General features: G+C 73.8%; 16 protein-coding genes and 1 pseudogene. 11 read left to right on the top strand and 6 right to left on the bottom strand.

Features of this window, described 5'->3' with window-relative positions; genetic code table 11:
* Nucleotides 1-93 precede the first annotated feature (93 nt).
* The 5 genes from fbaA (at nucleotide 94) to kynU (ending at nucleotide 5,977) form a co-directional block, all read left to right on the top strand.
* A complete protein-coding gene (gene fbaA, locus AC5K6T_RS21625) occupies nucleotides 94-1,125 on the top strand; it encodes a class II fructose-bisphosphate aldolase (RefSeq protein ID WP_493211396.1) in 1,032 nt (343 codons plus the stop codon).
* Nucleotides 1,126-1,258: 133 nt separating this feature from the next.
* Nucleotides 1,259-2,755 (top strand): MFS transporter, encoded by a 1,497-nt coding sequence (locus AC5K6T_RS21620; protein WP_493211394.1) that lies wholly within the window; start codon nucleotides 1,259-1,261, stop codon nucleotides 2,753-2,755.
* Nucleotides 2,756-3,374: 619 nt separating this feature from the next.
* Nucleotides 3,375-3,788, top strand: a complete 414-nt coding sequence (locus tag AC5K6T_RS21615; protein ID WP_493211392.1) for a DUF3151 domain-containing protein — start codon at nucleotides 3,375-3,377, stop codon at nucleotides 3,786-3,788.
* 163 nt (nucleotides 3,789-3,951) lie between these two features.
* Nucleotides 3,952-4,791 (top strand): tryptophan 2,3-dioxygenase family protein, encoded by an 840-nt coding sequence (locus tag AC5K6T_RS21610; RefSeq protein ID WP_493211390.1) that lies wholly within the window; start codon nucleotides 3,952-3,954, stop codon nucleotides 4,789-4,791.
* Nucleotides 4,784-5,977 carry a kynureninase gene (kynU, locus tag AC5K6T_RS21605; protein WP_493211388.1) on the top strand — a complete coding sequence of 398 codons (1,194 nt, stop codon included), beginning with the start codon at nucleotides 4,784-4,786 and terminating at the stop codon, nucleotides 5,975-5,977. Before AC5K6T_RS21610 ends, kynU begins: the two co-directional genes overlap by 8 nt.
* Nucleotides 5,978-6,098: 121 nt before the next feature.
* Here kynU and AC5K6T_RS21600 read toward each other — a convergent pair whose 3' ends face one another.
* The gene (locus tag AC5K6T_RS21600; protein ID WP_493211386.1) at nucleotides 6,099-6,983 is read right to left on the bottom strand and encodes an alpha/beta hydrolase family protein; all 885 of its coding nucleotides are present in this window, start codon (nucleotides 6,981-6,983) and stop codon (nucleotides 6,099-6,101) included.
* A 654-nt stretch (nucleotides 6,984-7,637) separates the two neighbouring features.
* On the opposite strand from AC5K6T_RS21600, the gene AC5K6T_RS21595 reads away from it, so the two are divergent.
* From AC5K6T_RS21595 to AC5K6T_RS21585, 3 genes are all read left to right on the top strand, one after another.
* The gene (locus tag AC5K6T_RS21595) at nucleotides 7,638-9,020 is read left to right on the top strand and encodes a sensor histidine kinase (protein ID WP_493211385.1); all 1,383 of its coding nucleotides are present in this window, start codon (nucleotides 7,638-7,640) and stop codon (nucleotides 9,018-9,020) included.
* Nucleotides 9,017-9,685 carry a response regulator gene (locus AC5K6T_RS21590; protein ID WP_493211384.1) on the top strand — a complete coding sequence of 223 codons (669 nt, stop codon included), beginning with the start codon at nucleotides 9,017-9,019 and terminating at the stop codon, nucleotides 9,683-9,685. Before AC5K6T_RS21595 ends, AC5K6T_RS21590 begins: the two co-directional genes overlap by 4 nt.
* Before the next feature lie 66 nt (nucleotides 9,686-9,751).
* The gene (locus tag AC5K6T_RS21585; protein ID WP_493211383.1) at nucleotides 9,752-10,972 is read left to right on the top strand and encodes a cytochrome P450; all 1,221 of its coding nucleotides are present in this window, start codon (nucleotides 9,752-9,754) and stop codon (nucleotides 10,970-10,972) included.
* Between the two features lie 58 nt (nucleotides 10,973-11,030).
* Here AC5K6T_RS21585 and AC5K6T_RS21580 read toward each other — a convergent pair whose 3' ends face one another.
* Together AC5K6T_RS21580 and AC5K6T_RS21575 are read right to left on the bottom strand one after the other, a co-directional pair.
* Nucleotides 11,031-12,656 (bottom strand): ABC transporter permease, encoded by a 1,626-nt coding sequence (locus AC5K6T_RS21580; protein ID WP_493211382.1) that lies wholly within the window; start codon nucleotides 12,654-12,656, stop codon nucleotides 11,031-11,033.
* A gap of 278 nt (nucleotides 12,657-12,934) precedes the next feature.
* Nucleotides 12,935-13,837 (bottom strand): annotated as a pseudogene (locus AC5K6T_RS21575) (ABC transporter ATP-binding protein); the annotation flags it as partial.
* 73 nt (nucleotides 13,838-13,910) lie between these two features.
* On the opposite strand from AC5K6T_RS21575, the gene AC5K6T_RS21570 reads away from it, so the two are divergent.
* On the top strand, nucleotides 13,911-14,405 hold the full coding sequence (locus tag AC5K6T_RS21570; protein ID WP_493211380.1) for a GbsR/MarR family transcriptional regulator: 495 nt from the start codon (nucleotides 13,911-13,913) through the stop codon (nucleotides 14,403-14,405).
* Between the two features lie 96 nt (nucleotides 14,406-14,501).
* Here the strand turns inward: AC5K6T_RS21570 and AC5K6T_RS21565 are convergent, their stop codons facing one another.
* On the bottom strand, nucleotides 14,502-15,404 hold the full coding sequence (locus AC5K6T_RS21565) for a diacylglycerol kinase family protein (RefSeq protein WP_493211379.1): 903 nt from the start codon (nucleotides 15,402-15,404) through the stop codon (nucleotides 14,502-14,504).
* A gap of 187 nt (nucleotides 15,405-15,591) precedes the next feature.
* On the opposite strand from AC5K6T_RS21565, the gene AC5K6T_RS21560 reads away from it, so the two are divergent.
* A complete protein-coding gene (locus AC5K6T_RS21560) occupies nucleotides 15,592-16,875 on the top strand; it encodes an adenylosuccinate synthase (RefSeq protein ID WP_493211378.1) in 1,284 nt (427 codons plus the stop codon).
* Between the two features lie 269 nt (nucleotides 16,876-17,144).
* The gene (locus tag AC5K6T_RS21555) at nucleotides 17,145-17,471 is read left to right on the top strand and encodes a hypothetical protein (RefSeq protein WP_493211377.1); all 327 of its coding nucleotides are present in this window, start codon (nucleotides 17,145-17,147) and stop codon (nucleotides 17,469-17,471) included.
* Here AC5K6T_RS21555 and AC5K6T_RS21550 read toward each other — a convergent pair.
* Together AC5K6T_RS21550 and AC5K6T_RS21545 are read right to left on the bottom strand one after the other, a co-directional pair.
* Nucleotides 17,464-18,114, bottom strand: coding sequence for a putative DNA-mimic protein (locus AC5K6T_RS21550; RefSeq protein ID WP_493211375.1), 651 nt, complete (start codon nucleotides 18,112-18,114; stop codon nucleotides 17,464-17,466). The two genes, AC5K6T_RS21555 and AC5K6T_RS21550, sit on opposite strands and share 8 nt — an antisense overlap.
* Nucleotides 18,115-18,210: 96 nt before the next feature.
* Complete coding sequence (locus AC5K6T_RS21545; protein WP_493211373.1) at nucleotides 18,211-18,921, bottom strand: GntR family transcriptional regulator; 711 nt, start codon at nucleotides 18,919-18,921, stop codon at nucleotides 18,211-18,213.
* Nucleotides 18,922-18,935 lie beyond the last annotated feature (14 nt).

Below are 18,935 nucleotides of genomic sequence, written 5' to 3'. Positions count from 1 at the left end.
ATGGGGCCGACGATGACGTCGCCCCCACCCCATGGTCTAGGTCAGGGCCGTAAGCACCAGTAACGCCCACCCGCACATACAAGGAGCGGACAGATGCCCATCGCAACCCCCGAGGTCTACAACGAGATGCTCGACCGGGCGAAGGCAGGCAAGTTCGCCTACCCGGCCATCAACGTCACCTCCAGCCAGACCCTGAACGCGGCTCTGCGCGGCTTCGCCGAGGCGGAGAGCGACGGCATCATCCAGATCTCCACGGGCGGCGCGGAGTTCCTCGGCGGCCAGTACAGCAAGGACATGGTCACCGGCGCGGTCGCGCTCGCCGAGTACGCGCACATCCTCGCCGAGAAGTACCCGGTGACCGTCGCGCTGCACACCGACCACTGCCCGAAGGACAAGCTCGACGGGTACGTCCGTCCGCTCCTCGCGATCTCCGAGGAGCGCGTGGCCCGCGGCGAGAACCCGCTGTTCCAGTCCCACATGTGGGACGGCTCCGCGGAGACCCTCGCCGACAACCTCTCCATCGCCCAGGAGCTCCTGGAGCGCGCCCGCGCCGCCAGGATCATCCTGGAGGTGGAGATCACCCCGACCGGCGGTGAGGAGGACGGCGTCACCCACGAGATCAACGACGAGCTGTACACCACCGTCGACGACGCCATCCGCACCGCCGAGGCCCTCGGTCTCGGCGACAAGGGCCGCTACCTGCTCGCCGCGTCCTTCGGCAACGTGCACGGCGTCTACAAGCCGGGCAACGTCGTCCTCCGCCCCGAGCTGCTCAAGGAGCTCAACGACGGCGTCGCCGCCAAGTTCGGCCGGCCGGCCGGCTCGCAGCCGTTCGACTTCGTCTTCCACGGCGGCTCCGGCTCGACCGAGCAGGAGATCGCGACCGCGCTGGAGAACGGCGTGGTGAAGATGAACATCGACACCGACACCCAGTACGCCTTCACCCGTCCGGTCGCCGGCCACATGTTCCAGAACTACGACGGCGTCCTCAAGGTCGACGGCGAGGTCGGCAACAAGAAGGCCTACGACCCGCGCACCTGGGGCAAGCTCGCCGAGGCCTCCATGGCCGAGCGCGTCGTCCAGGCCTGCGGGAACCTCCGCTCCAGCGGTACGAAGATCAAGTAAGGCCGTTGCCGCCGCGCTCCGCGGCAGGCCCGGCGGCCGACAACCACGGCAGGCCCCCGGCAGGGCCTGCCGCGCAGGGCCCGCCACCCGCGAACCCGGTGCCCCGGCACCGGGTTCGCTGTTTACTTGGGGCATGCCCGATGTCCGGCTGGCCTCACCGCAGGGCCGATGGATCCTGCTCACCACCGTGCTCGGCTCCAGCATGGCCCTGCTGGACTCCACCGTCGTCAACGTCGCGCTGCCCACCATCGGCCGCGACCTCGGCGCCGACCTCGCCGACCTCCAGTGGACCGTCAACGCCTACATGATCACCCTGGCCGGGCTGATCCTCCTCGGCGGCTCCCTCGGCGACCTCTACGGACGCCGCAGGATCTTCGTCCTCGGCGTGATCTGGTTCGCCGCGGCCTCCCTGCTCTGCGGGATCGCGCCGGACGCCGGCGTGCTCATCGCCGCGCGCGCCCTGCAGGGCATCGGCGGAGCCCTCCTCACCCCCGGCTCCCTCGCCCTCATCCAGGCGTCCTTCCACCCCGACGACCGCGGTCGCGCCGTCGGCCTCTGGTCGGGCTTCGGCGGCATCGGCGCGGCCGTCGGGCCGTTCCTCGGCGGCTGGCTCGTCGACGGACCCGGCTGGCGGTGGGTGTTCCTGCTCAACGTCCCGCTCGCCCTGCTCTGCGTGCCCGTCGCCCTGCGGCACGTCCCCGAGTCCGGCGACGGCCGCAGCCGCGGCAGCCGCTTCGACGCGCTCGGCGCGCTGCTCGGCGCGGCCGCGCTCGCCCTCGTCACGTACGCCCTGATCGAGGCGCGCGACGGAGGGCTCGCGGTCGTCGTCACCGCGGCCGCGGGGCTCGTCTGCGGTGTCGCCTTCGTCTACGTCGAGAAGCGCCGGCCCGACCCGATGATGCCGCTCGACATCTTCGCCTCCCGCCAGTTCACCTCCGTCAACCTCGTCACCCTGTGCGTGTACGCGGCCTTCGGCGGCTTCTTCTTCCTCTCCGTGCTCCAGCTCCAGGTCGTCGCCGGGTACAGCGCGCTCGCCGCGGGCACGGCCCTGCTGCCGACGACCGTGCTCATGCTGCTGTTCTCCGCCCGCTCCGGCGAACTGGGCGAACGCATCGGGCCGCGCATCCCGCTGACCGTCGGGCCGCTGCTGTGCGCGGCGGGCATGCTGCTGATGCTGCGGGTCGGCGCGGACGCCCGCTACCTCACCGACGTCCTGCCCGCGCTGCTCGTGCTCGGGCTGGGCATGGTCACGCTGGTGGCCCCGCTCACCGCCACGGTGCTGGCCTCCGTGGACGTCGCCCGGGCGGGGCTGGCCAGCGGCATCAACAACGCGGCCGCGCGGGCGGCGGGCCTGGTCGCGGTGGCGGGGCTGCCGCTGCTGGCGGGGATGGGGCCGGAGGTCTACCTCTCCGCGGACGCCTTCGACTCCGCGTTCGACCGGGCCATGCCGTGGTGTGCGGGGGTCCTCGTGGTGGGTGCGGGGATCGCCTTCGCGAGCGTACGGAGGCCGGGGCCCGACTGCCGGCGGCCCGAGTGCCACACGTTTGCGGCGGTGACGGCGCCGCCGCTGGAGGGGCAGCGGGCCCGGCGGCGCCTGAGGTGGCCTTCGCGGCCTGCGGGGTCCGGGTGAGGTGGCCTTCGCGGCCTGCGGGGTGCGGGTGGGGTGGCCTTCGCGGCCTGCGGGGTGCGGGTGAGGTGGGGTGGGGTGCCCTGAAGTGGGTGAGCGGGTGCGGGCGGGGTTGGGTTTTGCGCAGTTCCCCGCGCCCCTTCATTTGAGGGTGCGGGCGGGGTTGGGTTTTGCGCAGTTCCCCGCGCCCCTTCATTTGAGGGTGCTGCCGGTGGGTGGGTGCGGGTGTGTGGTTCCCTGCGTCCCTTCGTTTGGGGGTGCTGCCGGTGGGTGGGTGTGGGTGTGTGGTTCCCTGCGTCCCTTCGTTTGGGGGTGCTGCCGGTGGGTGGGTGTGGGTGTGTGGTTCCCTGCGTCCCTTCGTTTGGGGGTGCTGCCGGTGGGTGGGTGCGGGTGGGGTGGGGTTTGCGTGGCTTCTCGCGCCGCTTGGGGGCGGGGACGGGCCGGGGGGTGTCCGTCCTCGGGCCGGCGGTGGGGTGGGCCGGGTGGTGGGAGGGGTTCGTCGCCGGCCGCTGCGGGCGGGCACCCCCCGGCCCGTCCCCTCGCCGCCGTGCGCGGCTTTCCGTTCGTCCCGGGACCGCGGTGCGGGCGGGAGGGCCACCGTCGGATGTACGAGACTGGGGGCATGACGATTCACGAGAACCTTCTCGGGGGCCCGCCTCCGACCCGTCTGCCCGATGACCCCGAGCCCCGCGAGCTGCTCGCGGGCGGCACGCCGGCGGCGGATGTCGCCGCCCGGTACCCCACGTCGTCGCTGGCCTGGGCCCGGCTGGCCGACGAGGCCTTCGAGCGCGGCAGCGTCGTGGAGTCGTACGCGTACGCCCGTACCGGCTACCACCGCGGGCTCGACGCCCTGCGCCGCAACGGCTGGAAGGGACACGGGCCGGTGCCGTGGGAGCACGAGCCGAACCGTGGCTTCCTGAGGGCCCTGCACGCGCTGGCGCGCGCGGCCGGGGTGATCGGTGAGCAGGAGGAGCACGAGCGCTGCTCGCAGTTCCTGAAGGACTGCTCCGCGACCGCCGCCGAGGCCCTCGGCTGAGGTCCGGCCCGGGACGGTGCCTCCGCCGCAGGGTCCGGCCGCAGGGGCGGGCGGGGCTTGCGGTGGGGGTGGGGATTGCGCAGGATGCGGGTGGGGACCGGGGCCCCCGTGCCGGAATCGGCAGGGGCGGACCGCTACCCGGAGCACACAACAGGAGACAGCGATGTCCCATGAGGCTCAGCAGGCCCACGAGCCCGAGACTCCGCATCTCGATTTCGAAGGCACGACGCCGTACGAGGACTACGTCAGGGCGGACGTGCTCACCCACCTCCAGCACACCCTCTCCGACGACCCCGGCGAGATGGTGTTCCTGGTCACCACCCAGGTGATGGAGCTGTGGTTCACGGTCGTCGTCCACGAGTGGGAGACCGCGGCCGGTGCGCTGCGCGGCGACGACATACCGAAGGCGGTCGCCGCCCTGAAGCGCTCGGCCCGTGAGCTGGAGGCCCTCAACGCCTCCTGGAGGCCGCTCGGGCAGCTCACCCCGACCCAGTTCAACGCGTATCGCGGCGCCCTCGGCGAGGGCTCCGGCTTCCAGTCGGCGATGTACCGGCGGATGGAGTTCCTGCTCGGCGAGAAGTCGGCGTCCATGCTCGTTCCGCACCGCGGCGCGCCCCGCGCCCACGCCGAGCTGGAGAAGGCCCTGCACGAGCCGAGCCTGTACGACGAGGTGCTGCGCCTGCTCGCCCGGCGCGGCCACGCGATCCCCGCGTCCGTGCTGACCCGCGACGTCTCCCTGCGCTACGAGCCGTCCGACGAGGTCGAGGCCGCCTGGGCCGCCGTCTACGCCGGGGACCCCGACGACGAGGCCGCCCGCCTCGGCGAGGCCCTCACCGACGTCGCCGAGCTCGTGTGGCGCTGGCGCAACGACCACCTCGTCGCCACTCGCCGCGCCATGGGCGCCAAGCCCGGCACCGGTGGTTCCGCCGGCGTCGCCTGGCTGGAGAAGCGGGCCCGCAAGAACGTCTTCCCCGAGCTGTGGACGGCGCGGTCCCATGTCTGAGCTCGCGAAGAAGGCGCGGAAGGCCGACCTCGTCGACGAACTCGCCGCCAAGCGCGACGAGTTCCACCTGGACGACGTCGTCTACCTCGACGGCAACTCACTGGGCGCGCTGCCCTCCGCCGTCCCCGGCCACGTCGACGACGTGGTGCGGCGGCAGTGGGGCGAGCTGCGCATCCGCTCCTGGCAGGAGAGCGGCTGGTGGACGGCCCCGGAGCGGATCGGGGACCGGATCGCCCCGCTCGTCGGTGCCGCGGCCGGGCAGGTCGTCGTGGGGGACTCCACCAGCGTCAACATCTTCAAGGCCCTGGTGGGGGCCGTGCGGATGGCGGGCGAGGGGAGGGACGAGCTGCTCGTCGACGCCACGGCGTTCCCCACCGACGGCTACGTCGCCGAGTCCGTCGCCCGGCTCACCGGCCGCACCCTGCGGCCCGTGACCCCGGAGCAGGTGCCGACGGCGCTGAGCGGCCGGACCGCGGCGGTGCTCCTCAACCACGTCGACTACCGCACGGGCCGCCTGCACGACCTGCCCGGCCTCACCGCCGCCGTCCGCGACGCGGGTGCCGTGTCGGTCTGGGACCTGTGCCACAGCGCGGGCGTGCTCCCGGTCGGCCTCGACGAGCACGGCGTCGACCTGGCCGTCGGCTGCACCTACAAGTACCTCAACGGCGGCCCCGGTTCGCCCGCGTACCTGTATGTGCGCTCCGGCCTCCAGGACCGGTTCGACTCCCCGCTGCCCGGCTGGAACTCCCATGCGGAGCCCTTCGGCATGCGGCCGTCGTACGAGCCCGTGCGGGGCGCCCGGCGCGGCCGCGTCGGCACCCCGGACATCCTCTCGATGCTGGCCCTGGAGGCGGCCCTGGAGGTCTGGGACGGGGTCTCGATGGACGCGGTGCGTGCCAAGTCCCTCGCCCTGACGGACTTCTTCCTGGAGTGCGTCGCGGCGTACGTGCCCGAGGGGCGCGTCGAGGCGCTGACCCCGCTCGTCCACGCCGAGCGCGGCAGCCAGGTCGCGCTCCGGGCGGACGACGCCGGTCCGGTCATGGAACGCCTGATCGGGCGGGGCGTCGTCGGCGACTTCCGTGCCCCCGACGTGCTGCGCTTCGGCTTCACCCCGCTCTACGTCGGCTTCGCGGACGTGGAGCGGGCCGCCCGGACCCTGGCCGAGATCCTCGCGGACACCCCCTGACGCGGCTCCCCGGGCACGGCCGGACGGGTTCCTTGCGGAGGATTCCGGCCGTGCCCGGGGCGGTGAGGTGGGGTGCCGGCCGCGTCCGCGGGACGCGCTGCCCGTGGTCGGTCCGCCCTGCTCACCAGGCCAGTTGGGCGATCTCCTCCGCCACGACCGCGCACGCGTCGGCCACCGGGTCGATCAGCGGGAAGTGGCCCACATCCTCCAGCAGCGTCACCCCCACCACCTCGCCCGCCCGCGACGCCGCCTCCGCGTAGGCGTCCACCACCGGCTGCGGTACGACGTCGTCGGTGCGGCCCTGGACGAGGGTGGTGGCGATACCGGTGGGGAGGAGGAGGGAGGGGTCCGCGTAGGGGCGGCGGGAGCCGGCATGCTCCTCGCCGCCCAGGAGCTGGGCGGCGGCCCCGCCGCACACGTCGAGCTTCTGTGCCGTGGTGAAGTCGGCGATCGGGGCCAGTGCGACGACCCCGCGCAGCGGTGCGGGGCGGTCCGTGCGCCAGGGCGCGTCGGCCGGGAGCACGTGCCGGGCCGCCCCCCACAGGGCGAGGTGGCCGCCGGCCGAGTGTCCGGTGAGGACGGTCCGGCGCGGGTCGGCCTGCGGCAGCGCCTCCCGGGCCAGGGCCTCCAGGCCGTCCAGCGCGGCGGCGACGTCGTCGAAGGTGTCCGGCCAGCGGCCCGCGACGGGCTCGTCCCCGGTCTGCGGGCCGGTCGCGCCGCGCCGGTACTCGATGCTGGCCACGGCGAACCCCCGCCGGGCCAGGAAGCCGGCGAACGGGCTGATGTGCGCCCTGTCGTACGGTGCCCGCCAGGCACCGCCGTGCAGGACGGCCACCAGCGGCACGAGCCCGCCGCCCGGCACGCCCGCGCCGCGCGGGGCGTAGAAGTCGATCACCTGGTCGGGGTGGTCGCCGTACGCGGCGGTGACGTCGGGGGCGACGGGCGGATGCGAGAAGGCCGACTCCTCCTCGGCGGCGGCCCGTGCTGCTGCGGCGTCGTCCGGCATGCTCCAACCTCTCAGCGGCGATAGGGATGTTGCGGACCAGGAGCGTGGGGCCGGGCGTGACCCGGCCATTGGCGGGGACGGTATCAGGCCGGTGACGTGCGGGGACACGGGGATGTCACGCACGGTGAGGAGAAAACGGTTCTGCCGCCGTCTCCGCCTCGCGCCCGTGCCGTCTTGTGCTCGCTCGCGTCGTGTTCGCTTGCGTCGCTCCCGTCCCGTCTTGTGCTTGCGGTGGTCGCGCCCGTGCCGTCTGGTGCTTGCCCGTGTCGCTCTCCGCTTGCCTGGTGCTTGCTCGCCTCCTGCTCGCTCGCCTCGCGCCCGTGCCGTCTTGTGCTCGCTCGCGTCGTGTTCGCTCGCGTCGTGTTCGCTTGCGTCGCTCCCGTCCCGTCTTGTGCTTGCCCGTGTCGCTCCCGTCCCGTCTTGTGCTTGCCCGCGTCGCGCCCGTGCCGTCTGGCGCCTGCCCGTGTCGCTCTCCGCTTGCCTGGTGCTTGCTCGCCTCCTGCTTGCTCGCCTCGCGCCCGTCCCGCCTCGTGCCCTGCCCGCGTCCTGCCCCGTCCCGCCTCGTGCCCCGTCCGCGTAGTACCTGAGACGGACCGTGCGGGACCCCTCTCCCTGCTGACGACGGCGGCCCCGGCCGGGCCTACGGTTTCGTACGTGACCCAGACGACGTACACGGGCGGTGGCGGCCCGCGGCCGACCGCGCCGGAGAACCCGTACAAGCCCTTCACGCCGCGCAGCCCCGAACTCCGGGCGGTGCTGGTGGCGCTGCGCGGGATGCGACAGGACCTGCTGCGCGACGTCCTCGCCTACCGTCCGCTGCCCGCCCTGCCGGCGGACGGCGGGTGGGTCGGCCGGCTGCCGCCGGGGGCGCGTCGGTACGCGGTGTGGACACCGCACGCGGTGGTGGCGGCGCTCGCCTGGATCGCGCTGTTCTGCGGGATCACCACGGGCCGGGACGTGGGGGCGCCGCTCACGGCCGTGACCCTGGTGGTCCCGCCGGCGGCGGTGCTGCTGACGCTGGTGCGGCCGGTCGCCGCGTTCTGGGTGTCGCTCGCGTCGACGCCCGCGCTCGCGGTGCTCGGCGGGTCGGCCTGGCAGGAGTGGCCCTGGCAGCCGGGCGGCTTCGCGGCGCACCTGTTCGTGCTGACCGTGGTCGCGCTGCGCACCCGGCCGCGCACCGCCGCCTGGATGTGGCTGCTGACCGCGGCGTACGCGGCGGTCGCCGATCTCGGCCGGAACGTCTACTACGGCTCGAACACCACGCCCATGCTGTTCCTGTCCGCGCTCTCGCTGCTGGTGGTGACCCTGCGGCAGGTGCGCCGCGCGGCCGCCCACGAGGTGACGGCGCAGCAGTCGGTGACCGAGCGGGAGCGGTCGCGGCGCACGCAGCTGGAGGAGCGCACCACCATCGCGCGCGAGCTGCACGACGTGGTGGCCCACCACATGTCGGTCGTCGCGATCCAGGCCGAGGCCGCCCCCTACCGGGTGCAGGACCCGCCGCCCGAGCTGGAGCGCGCCTTCGCCACCATCCGGGAGAACGCCGTCGCGGCCCTCGCCGAACTGCGCCGTGTCCTCGGCGTGGTGCGCGCCGAGGACGCCTGCCGGGCGCCCGACGCCCCGCAGCCCACCCTCGCCGACCTGGACGCGTTGCTCGCCAACGTCCGCGACGCGGGCCTCGCGGCGGACAAGGCGGTCACCGGGGCGGTTCGCCCGCTGCCCCAGGGGGTGGAGCTGTCGGCGTACCGGATCGTGCAGGAGGCGCTGAGCAACGTGCTGCGGCATGCGCCGGGGGCGGCCGCCCGGGTGGAGGTCGGCTACGTGATCGGCGGTCTGGGCCTGCGCGTGGTCAACGACCCGCCGCCCACGCCGAACCCGGTCGAGCCCTCCCCGGGGGCCGGACACGGCATCACCGGAATGCGGGAGCGGGTGTCGATGCTGGGCGGCGAGATGACCGCGGGCCCCACCGGCCGGGGCGGTTACGAGGTGACGGTGTTCCTGCCGTTCGCCGCGGCGGGCGTGGACGGGGCCGGGGCATGACCGTCCGGGTGCTGATCGCCGACGACCAGGTGATGGTGCGGGAGGGCTTCTCCGTCCTGCTCAACGCGATGCCCGGGATCGAGGTCGTCGGTGAGGCCGTCAACGGCCGCGAGGCGGTGGCCCTGGCCCGCGAACTCGCCCCCGACGTCGTCCTGATGGACATCCGCATGCCCGAGCTGAACGGCATCGAGGCCACCCGCGAGATCGTGGCGGCCGGCGACGGCGTGCGGGTACTGGTGCTGACCACCTTCGACCTGGACGAGTACGTGTACCAGGCGCTGCGCGCGGGCGCGTCGGGCTTCCTCCTCAAGGACGCCTCCGCCCGCCGGTTGGCCGACGGGGTGCGGGTGGTGGCGGCGGGAGAGGCGCTGCTGGCGCCGTCGGTGACGAAGCGGCTGATCACCGAGTTCGCGAAGCTGTCGCCGCCTCCGCGGCACCCGGTGCGGGGACCGGGGGACGCCTACGGCGACCTGACCGAGCGCGAGACCGAGGTGCTGGTGCTGATAGCCCAGGGGCTGTCCAACGCGGAGATGGCCGGGCGGCTCGTCGTCGCCGAGTCCACGATCAAGACGCATGTGAGCCGCATCCTGGTGAAACTGGGCCTGCGGGACCGCACCCAGGCCGCCGTCTTCGCCTACGAGGCCCGCCTGGTCGTCCCGCGCTGAGCGCCCGGGCGAGTGCGAGGTGCGCCGCCCTGGTCAGGGGGCGTGGGGGCGGGTTACCGTCCCGGCATGTCAGCCCGTACTGAACTCGCGTTCGACCCCTGGGACCCGGCGTTCCTCGCGGACCCGTACCCCGCCTACGCCGAGCTGCGGGGCGCGGGGCGCGTCCTGTACTTCGAGCCCACGCGGCAGTGGCTGGTGCCGCACCACGCCGACGTGTCGGCGCTGCTGCGGGACCGGCGGCTGGGGCGGACCTACCAGCACCGGTTCAGCCACGAGGACTTCGGGCGGAGCGCGCCGCCGCCCGAGCACGAGCCGTTCCACACGCTCAACGACCACGGGATGCTCGACCTGGAACCCCCGGACCACACCCGCATCCGGCGGCTGGTGTCGAAGGCGTTCACGCCCCGGACGGTGGAGCGGCTGAAGCCGTACGTGGAACGGCTGGCGGGCGAGCTGGTGGACCGGCTCGTCGCGGCCGGCGGCGGCGACCTCCTCGCCGACGTCGCCGAACCGCTGCCGGTCGCGGTGATCGCTCAGATGCTGGGTGTGCCGGAGGCGGACCGGGCGCCGCTGCGGCCCTGGTCGGCGGACATCTGCGGGATGTACGAGCTGAACCCGTCGAAGGACGCGGCGGAGCGCGCCGTACGGGCCTCCGTCGAGTTCTCCGGATACCTGCGGGAGCTGATCGCGGAGCGCCGCAGGGAACCCGGCGACGACCTGGTCTCCGGGCTGATCGCCGCCCACGACGAGGGGGACCGGCTCACCGAGCAGGAGATGATCTCGACCTGTGTGCTGCTGCTGAACGCCGGCCACGAGGCGACCGTGAACGCCACCGTGAACGGCTGGTACGCCCTCTTCCGCAACCCCGGCCAGCTGAGCGCGCTGCGCGCCGACCACTCCCTGGTGCCCGGCGCGATCGAGGAGCTGATGCGCTACGACACCCCGCTCCAGCTCTTCGAACGCTGGGTGCTCGACGACATCGAGATCGGCGGGACCGTGATCCCCCGAGGCGCGGAACTCGCCCTGCTCTTCGGGTCCGCCAACCACGACCCCGCGGTCTTCTCCGCCCCCGGGCGCCTCGACCTGGCCCGCGCCGAGAACCCGCACATCTCGTTCAGCGCCGGCATCCACTACTGCATCGGCGCCCCGCTCGCCCGTCTCGAACTCGCCGCCTCCATGACGGCCCTGCTGGAGCGCGCCCCGGCCCTGAGACTGGCCGCCGAGCCGCACCGCAAGCCGAACTTCGTGATCCGCGGACTGGACGGGCTGCGCGTCGAGGTGGGGTGACCGGCCGCGGAGGCCCCGGCGGGCCGGGGGACGGCCGGCCGGGGCGGGCGCCGCGGGGTCAGGCCCGCATGTCCCGGCGGCGCAGCGCGGCCAGACCCGCTGCCGTGAGCGCCGCGGCGAGCAGCGTCAGGACCGCCGGCGGCGCCCACCGCATCGTGCCGCCCGGCAGCTTGGGCAGGTGGCTGAAGGGGGAGAGGTCCAGGACGGCCTGCGGGAGGTCGAGGGCCGGGCCCAGCCAGCCCAGCAGCAGGACCGCGCCCGCCACCGCCCAGGCCGCCGCGGCGGCCCGCGGCAGGGCCCCGTGGAGGAGGACCGCGGCGCCGCCCACGGCCCACACCGCCGGGACCTGCACCAGGCAGGCGCCGAGCACCGGACCCGCCTCGTGGCCGTAGCCGGCGGCCAGGCCCAGGCCCGCCAGCAGCAGGATCAGGGCGCTGCCCGCGAACGCGATCAGCAGGTGGCCGGCCGCCCACCGGACGCGGCTCAGCGGCGCCGCGAGCAGCGGTTCGGCGCGGCCCGAGGTCTCCTCGCCGTGCAGACGCAGCACGGATCCCACCACGAACAGCGTGGCGACCAGCCCGAAGAAGGTGGCCATCGCCGCCAGGAACGCGTCCGTCAGGACCGCCTGGCCGCCCATCCGCCGGAAGATCTCGCGGGCCTGCTCGTTGTCGCCGACCAGGTCGGTCGCGCCCTCGGTCAGGGCGCCGTAGACGGTCCCGGCGACGAGGAACCCCGCGCTCCAGCCCAGCACCCCGCCCCGCTGGAGGCGCCAGGCGAGTGCGCCCGGGCCGGACAGACGTCCCCGGGCGGGGCCGGGCCGGGTCGGGACGAAGCTCATGCCCACGTCCCGGCGGCCGGCCAGGACGAAGGCGAGGGCGCCCTGGACCAGGACGGCCGCCGCGAGCAGCAGCAGAACCCACCAGCGCTCACCCGCGTACGGGCGCACGTTCTCCAGCCAGCCCAGCGGGGACAGCCAGGTCAGCGGCGAGGACCCGCCGTCCGTCGCGGCGTCGCCCGCCGCGCGCAGCACGAACGCCGCGCCCAGCACCGCCGACGTCAGCCCCCGCGCCAGCCGGGCGCTCTCGGTGAGCTGTGCGGCGATCGCCGCCGCCGTCGCGAAGAGCAGGCCCACGCCGGCGACCGCGAGCCCGAAGGCCAGCGCCCCGGTGGTGCCCTGCGGCGACAGGCCGACGGCGATCAGCAGGCCCAGGGCCAGATCGGCGGCGGCCGCCGTCAGCAGGGCCGCCGTCAGCGGGGCGCGGCGGCCGACCACGGCGGAGGAGATCAGCTCCTGGCGGCCGCTCTCCTCCTCGTCCCGGGTGTGCCGTACGACGATCAGCAGGCTCATCACGGCTGTCAGGGCACCGGCGTACACGCCGACCCGCCAGACCGTGAGCCCGCCGTAGGAGTCGGCGAACACGGGGCCGGTCATCGCCCGGAGGGAGGGGTTCGCCGCCAGCTGGGCGGCGAGGTCGGCGCGCTCGGCCGGGGTGCCGTACAGGCTTCTCAGCGTGTTCGGCATGGTCAGCACCATCAGCGCGGTCACGCCGGTCCAGAGCGGGATCATCAGCCGGTCGCGGCGCAGGGCGAAGCGCAGCAGGGTGCCCGTCCCGGCCAGCGGACGGGAACCGGAACCGGCCCGGCGGGGGCCGCCCCGGTCCGCGGCGAGGGCCCCGGCGGTCATCGGGCCACCCCGTCCGTGTCGCCGGTGGCCGTGTCGCCGGTGGCGGCGGTGTCGCCGGTGGTGGCTGTGCCGGTGGTGGCCGTGCCGGTGGTGGCCGTGCCGGGGGTGGCCGTGCCGGGGGTGGCTGTTTCGCGTGCGGTGGGCGTGTGGTCCCCGCCGTCCCCGGTATCCCGGTCGTCCCGGCTGTCCCGGCTGTCCCGATCATTCTGACTATCCCGGACGTCCCGGTCGTCCCGGCTGTCCCCGTCGGCCCCGTCGGCACGGTCGGCCCCGTCGGCACGGTCGGCCCCGTCGGCCGTGTCGTTCCGGTAGTGGCGCAGGAACAGCTCCTCCAGCGTCGGGGGCGTCGCCGTCAGGGAGCGGACGCCCGAGGCGCTGAGCGAGCGCAGGACGGCGTCCAGCTTGTCCGTGTCGACCTGGAGGCGGACGCGACGGCCCTGGACGTCGAGGTCGTGCACGCCGGGCAGTCCGGACAGGCCGTTCGGCTCGGCGGCGAGTTCGGCCGCGACGCTGGTGCGGGTCAGATGGCGCAGGTCGGCGAGGGAGCCGGTCTCCACGGTGCGGCCCCGGCGGATGATGCTGACCCGGTCGCACAGGTCCTCCACCTCGCTGAGGATGTGCGAGGAGAGCAGGATGGTGCGGCCACGGGCGCGCTCCTCGGCCACGCAGCGCTGGAACACCGCCTCCATCAGCGGGTCCAGGCCCGCGGTCGGCTCGTCCAGGACCAGCAGGTCCGCGGCCGAGGCGAGCGCGGCGACCAGGGCGACCTTCTGCCGGTTGCCCTTGGAGTAGGTGCGGCCCTTCTTCGTCGGGTCCAGCTCGAAACGCTCGACCAGGTCGTCCCGGCGGGCCCGGTCGAGTCCGCCGCGCAGCCGGCCGTAGAGGTCGATGACCTCGCCGCCGGAGAGGTTGCGCCACAGGGTGACGTCGCCGGGAACGTAGGCCAGCCGCCGGTGCAGCTCCACGGCGTCCGCCCAGGGGTCCCGGTCCAGCACCCGGGCCGTGCCCGCGTCGGCGCGCAGCAGCCCCAGCAGGACGCGGATCGTCGTGGACTTCCCGGAGCCGTTCGGGCCGAGGAAGCCGTGCACCTCTCCGGCCTCCACCTCCAGATCGAGGCCGTCCAGGGCGTGCGTGCGGCCGAAGGACTTGTGCAGTCCGGAGACGGTGATTGCCTTCGTCATGGCGCCGAACGTACGCTTTCTTCAGAAGTTTGTGAAGATAAGGAAGTGTGTGAAACACGGGTAGGGTGAATCCATGACGGAGTCAGCGGAGGCGCGGCGGGACGCCGAGGCCGTGTCGAGGTTCGTGGAGTCCTTCGCGGCGCAGCTGGTCGAGGCGGGCATGCCCCGGATGCCGTCCCGGGTCTTCGGGGCGCTGCTCGCCTCCGACGACGGTGTGCTGACCTCCGCCGAGCTGGGAGAGCGGCTGCGGATCAGTCCCGCCGCCGTCTCCGGAGCCGTGCGCTACCTCGCCCAGGTGCACATGGTGTCCCGTGAGCGGGAGCCCGGGTCGCGCCGGGAGCGGTACCGGGTGCACGCCGACCAGTGGTACGAGGCGCTCACCAACCGCGAGGCCGTCCTCAAGCGGTGGGAGGAGGCCCTCCGGGAAGGGGTGACCAGCCTCGGCGCGGACACGCCCGCCGGACGGCGGCTCGCCGAGACGCTCGCCTTCTTCGAGTTCGTCGACGGAGAGCTGGCCGGGATGATGCGGCGCTGGCGCGCCCACCGCGAGCGGACCTTCGGGGCGTAGGCGCCTACCGGTCGGTCCGGGGCCTCGGGCGGCTTGAGGCGACGTCGTCCGGGCCCTGCCGGGCGGCCCGGCAAGGCGTCCGGCAGGGACCTGCGGTCAGAGGTGCGCCGGATCGTGGCGGGCCGCGTGACCCGGCAGGGTCAGGCCGAGGGCGCCCTCCCGCACGGTCCACGTCCGGCGCCGGACCGGCCCGGACACCGCCGCGTCCGACCGGTAGCGGAAGTCCGCCCCCGACACGGTCACCTGCCGTCCCGAGGCCCGCAGCGGGACCGCCTCGGCGCCCACCGCGACCGGCCGCACCTCCACGGCCGCGGTCCCCGCCGGTCCCGGCGTCACGGACACCTCGCGCACCGGCTGGTCCAGATCCACCAGCGTCACCCCGTCGACCTCGACCCGCAGCCTGGCCGGCCCGGCGGCCCCGCCGGACGCCTCGGGGCCGGACACCGGCTCCCGGGCCGGCCGCGCGGACCCCAGCGCCCGCACCAGCGACCGGGCCTGCCGCAGCCAGGGCACGCCCGGCGGCGCGGCGGCCTCGGCCGGTGCCGCCGGCGCCCCGGACGGCGGGATCCGCAGCCCGCCCAGCACCACCCCGTCGCTCTCGTCGACCAGCAGGTCCAGCCGCCGCTCCACCCCGTCCAGCACGGCCCGCGCCGCGGCCACCGCGCCCGTGGGCACTCCGAGCGAACCCGCCAGCGACAGCGCCGCCCCCACCGGGACCACCGACAGCACGCACTCGGCCAGCGCCCGCTGCCGGTGCAGCAGGGACACCGCGTGCACCAGGGCGCGGTCGTCGCCCACCACCACCGGCCGGCGCGCACCGCGGCGCGCCAGCGCGCGGGCGAACTCGTCCGGACCGTCGGGGAGACACACCTTGGTCGCGGCACCCGCGCTGAGCACGTCCTTCGCGATCCGTACGGACTCTCCGTCCGTCCTCCGAGCGGCCGGATCGATCACCACGAGCAGCTGATCGGATGTCGCGAAAGTCGCCACCTCGGCCATGCCTCGCTTCCTCGGGTAGCATCTTTGTGCAAGAGCCCCTTGCGCTATTGCGCCAGGGGCTTCGTCTATTCCGGGGCATCCGGTCCGACGGGTTGCGGCCGACGAGGGTCGCCGGTGTACACCGCCGCACACGTGCGGCGTACGCCCCCGACCTTGGACATGCCCCGCCCGGAAGGGGTGTACGCGCGTGCCCGCACTTGTGCTGCTCGGTGCTCAGTGGGGTGACGAGGGTAAAGGGAAGGCCACCGACCTGCTCGGTGGCTCCGTCGACTACGTGGTCCGTTACCAGGGCGGCAACAATGCCGGCCACACGGTCGTCGTGGGTGACCAGAAGTACGCCCTCCACCTTCTCCCCTCCGGAATCCTCTCACCGGGGTGCACCCCGGTGATCGGCAACGGCGTCGTCGTCGACCCCTCGGTCCTGCTCTCCGAGCTGAGCGGGCTGAACGACCGCGGTGTCGACACCTCCAAGCTCCTCATCAGCGGCAACGCGCACATCATCACGCCGTACCACGTGACTGTCGACAAGGTGACGGAACGCTTCCTCGGCAAGCGCAAGATCGGCACCACCGGGCGCGGGATCGGCCCGACCTACGCCGACAAGATCAACCGCGTCGGCATCCGGGTCCAGGACCTCTACGACGAGTCGATCCTCCACCAGAAGGTGGAGGCGGCGCTCGACGTCAAGAACCAGGTCCTCACCAAGCTCTACAACCGCCGCGCCATCGCCGCCGACCAGGTGGTCGAGGAACTGCTGGGCTACGCCGAGCGGATCAGGCCGTACGTCGCCGACACGGTCCTGGTCCTCAACCAGGCCCTGGAGGACGACAAGGTCGTCCTGTTCGAGGGCGGCCAGGGCACGCTCCTCGACATCGACCACGGCACGTACCCCTTCGTCACCTCCAGCAACCCGACCGCCGGCGGCGCCTGCACCGGTGCCGGCGTCGGTCCGACGAAGATCAGCCGGGTCATCGGCATCCTGAAGGCGTACACCACCCGGGTCGGCGCCGGTCCGTTCCCGACCGAGCTGTTCGACGAGGACGGCGAGGCGCTGCGCCGCATCGGCGGCGAGCGCGGTGTCACCACCGGCCGCGACCGCCGCTGCGGCTGGTTCGACGCGGTGATCGCCCGCTACGCCACCCGCGTCAACGGCCTCACCGACTTCTTCCTCACCAAGCTCGACGTCCTCACCGGCTGGGAGCAGATCCCGGTCTGCGTGGCCTACGAGATCGACGGCCGGCGTGTCGAGGAACTGCCCTACTCGCAGAGCGACTTCCACCACGCGAAGCCCGTCTACGAGAACCTGCCGGGCTGGTCCGAGGACATCACCCAGGCCAAGTCGTTCTCCGACCTTCCGAAGAACGCCCAGAACTACGTCAAGGCGCTGGAGGAGATGTCCGGCGCTCCGATCTCCGCGATCGGCGTGGGTCCGGGCCGCGACGAGACGATCGAGATCAACTCGTTCCTGTAGGCCGTATAGGCCGTATAGGCCGTATAGGCCGTGCAGGCCGTGTCGCGGCCCGCACGGCGGCACGTCCGGGCGCCCCTGAGCGGTGGGGGCGCCCGCCGTGCGTTCCGGCCGCCCCGGGGCCAGGCTTGGCCAGGCTTTCCGGGGTGCCCGGCGGCCGGTACCCCGGCCTTCCGGGGCCTCGGCCGCCCGGTCCCGGGGCCCGGTCCCGGGCCCCGGGGCAAGCGTAGGGTGGAACGTGAGGGGGGCGCCTACCGGAAGAGGTGGCTGCCATGCGTGTGCTGCTCACAGCCGCGATGGACACCGAGAAGTCCAACGAGTTCATCCGCGACGGGAGGATGCCGGACCTGCTCAAGGCCCACCTGGAGAAGGTCCGGCCGGAGGCGGCCTACTTCGGCGTGCGTGACGGGAAGCGGACCTGGTACATCGTCCTCGACCTGGAGGACAGCTCCGACATGCCGAAGCTGGCGGAGCCGCTCTTCATGGAACTGGACGCCGAGGTGGACTTCACCCCCGTGATGAACGCCGAAGACCTGCAGAAGGGCCTGGCCCAGCTGAGCGGCGGGTCCCGCCCGGCCGACGGGGCCCCGCTCAGCTGAAGACGATCATCGAGCCCTGGGCGAGGCTCCTGGTGGCCGCCGCGTACAGCCCCAGCCAGACGTGCCGCTCGCGGGCGAACGGGCTCGGGTCGAACGGCGCGGGCACGGCCGGTTCCTCCAGACCCGTGGGCGCGTGCGGCGGCTGCGGCGCGGCCGGCGGGTTCGCCGGGTCTATGCCGATCGCCGGTGCGACCAGCTCCAGTTCGCGCAGCAGCGCCTGCGAGGAGCCGAGCGGGCCGCCCCCGGCCAGCATGTCCTCGTCGGAGAGCGGATGCGGGAAGTCGACCGGGATGTACGCTCCCGCGTGGTCGTAGTGCCACACCAGGTGCGACTGCTGTGCCGTCGCCTCGAACATCTCCAGCAACTGCTCGTAGTCCCCGCCGAGTTCGTCCACCGGCGTCACCGGCAGCCCGCACATCTGGAGCAGGTACACCCGCCGCAGGAAGTGCAGCGCGTCGTAGTCGAAGCCGGCCACCGGAGCCACGTCGCCCGACAGTCCCGGCATGTACTGGTACACCGGCACCGGTGGATGCCCGGCCGCGGTCAGCACCCGGTCGTATTGCGCGAGTTCCTCGGCGAACGGGTTGTCCGGCGTGTGGCACAACACGTCGACGAGAGGGACCAGCCACAGGTCACAGGCCAAAGAAGGCTCCTCGCTGAGAACGGCGTACGCGATGTAGCAGGGCGTCAGGGAAGCGTAGTCGGTGCGGTGCACGGATGGTGCCCCGCCTGCGCGGGCTCAGTCCCCCGCAGCGCCCTCGATCAGCGCGAGGGCGTGCGCGTTGTAGGCGGCCACGAGTGCGCGGGCCCGCTCGATGTCGCGCCGGGTGAGCGCGTCGACCAGCTCGGTGTACCCCGCCCACAGGCGTCCGCGCAGGTCGGGCAGCAGCCGCAGCCGCTGCACCGCGCACACCCAGGCCTGCACGCGCAGCCGGTGCAGGAAGTCCGCGAGGTAGTCGTTGCCGTACAGGGCGCTCAACTCGCGCCAGTACCGCAGGTCGTAGCCGATCAGCACGTTCAGGTCGCCCGCGGTCGCGGCCCGCCGGGCCTCCTCGCCGCGCCGCCGTACCCCGGCCAGGGCCGCCGCCGTCCGCGGATCCGACGGGTCCGCCGGGCCGCGGAAGCCGCCGTGCTCCCTGCCGAGCGTGTGGAACATGCCGTCCGTGACCAGGCTGCGGGCCTCCACCAGCCCGCGGAAGTCGGCGAACGTGTACTCGCGCACCCGGAAGCCCCGGTGCTGGTCCGCCTCCAGCAGCCCCTGCGCGGACAGGTCCACCAGCGCCTCGCGCACCGGCGTCGCGGAGACGCCGTACTGGTCGGCGATCTCCTTCACCGTGAAGGCCTGCCCCGGACGCAGCCGGCCCGCCAGCACCTCGTCCCGCAGTGCGTCCGCGATCTGCTGCCGCAGGGTGCTGCGTGTCACGGCCCCGTTGCCACTGCTGCCGGGCATGGTCGGCCTGTCTC

The organism is Streptomyces sp. B8-7, assembly GCF_058833805.1.
The sequence above is the reverse complement of the archived record's forward strand: the minus strand, read 5'-3'. Positions and strand labels throughout refer to the sequence as shown.

Excerpts from the sequence above, each read along its gene's own strand:
- AC5K6T_RS21585 (WP_493211383.1), top strand. The coding sequence starts at position 9,752 with ATGTCAGCCCGTACTGAACTCGCGTTCGACCCCTGGGACCCGGCGTTC.
- AC5K6T_RS21610 (WP_493211390.1), top strand. The coding sequence starts at position 3,952 with ATGTCCCATGAGGCTCAGCAGGCCCACGAGCCCGAGACTCCGCATCTC.
- AC5K6T_RS21570 (WP_493211380.1), top strand. The coding sequence starts at position 13,911 with ATGACGGAGTCAGCGGAGGCGCGGCGGGACGCCGAGGCCGTGTCGAGG.
- AC5K6T_RS21580 (WP_493211382.1), bottom strand. The coding sequence starts at position 12,656 with ATGACCGCCGGGGCCCTCGCCGCGGACCGGGGCGGCCCCCGCCGGGCC.
- AC5K6T_RS21590 (WP_493211384.1), top strand. The coding sequence starts at position 9,017 with ATGACCGTCCGGGTGCTGATCGCCGACGACCAGGTGATGGTGCGGGAG.
- AC5K6T_RS21620 (WP_493211394.1), top strand. The coding sequence starts at position 1,259 with ATGCCCGATGTCCGGCTGGCCTCACCGCAGGGCCGATGGATCCTGCTC.
- fbaA (WP_493211396.1), top strand. The coding sequence starts at position 94 with ATGCCCATCGCAACCCCCGAGGTCTACAACGAGATGCTCGACCGGGCG.
- AC5K6T_RS21600 (WP_493211386.1), bottom strand. The coding sequence starts at position 6,983 with ATGCCGGACGACGCCGCAGCAGCACGGGCCGCCGCCGAGGAGGAGTCG.
- AC5K6T_RS21615 (WP_493211392.1), top strand. The coding sequence starts at position 3,375 with ATGACGATTCACGAGAACCTTCTCGGGGGCCCGCCTCCGACCCGTCTG.
- kynU (WP_493211388.1), top strand. The coding sequence starts at position 4,784 with ATGTCTGAGCTCGCGAAGAAGGCGCGGAAGGCCGACCTCGTCGACGAA.
- AC5K6T_RS21555 (WP_493211377.1), top strand. The coding sequence starts at position 17,145 with ATGCGTGTGCTGCTCACAGCCGCGATGGACACCGAGAAGTCCAACGAG.
- AC5K6T_RS21565 (WP_493211379.1), bottom strand. The coding sequence starts at position 15,404 with ATGGCCGAGGTGGCGACTTTCGCGACATCCGATCAGCTGCTCGTGGTG.
- AC5K6T_RS21545 (WP_493211373.1), bottom strand. The coding sequence starts at position 18,921 with ATGCCCGGCAGCAGTGGCAACGGGGCCGTGACACGCAGCACCCTGCGG.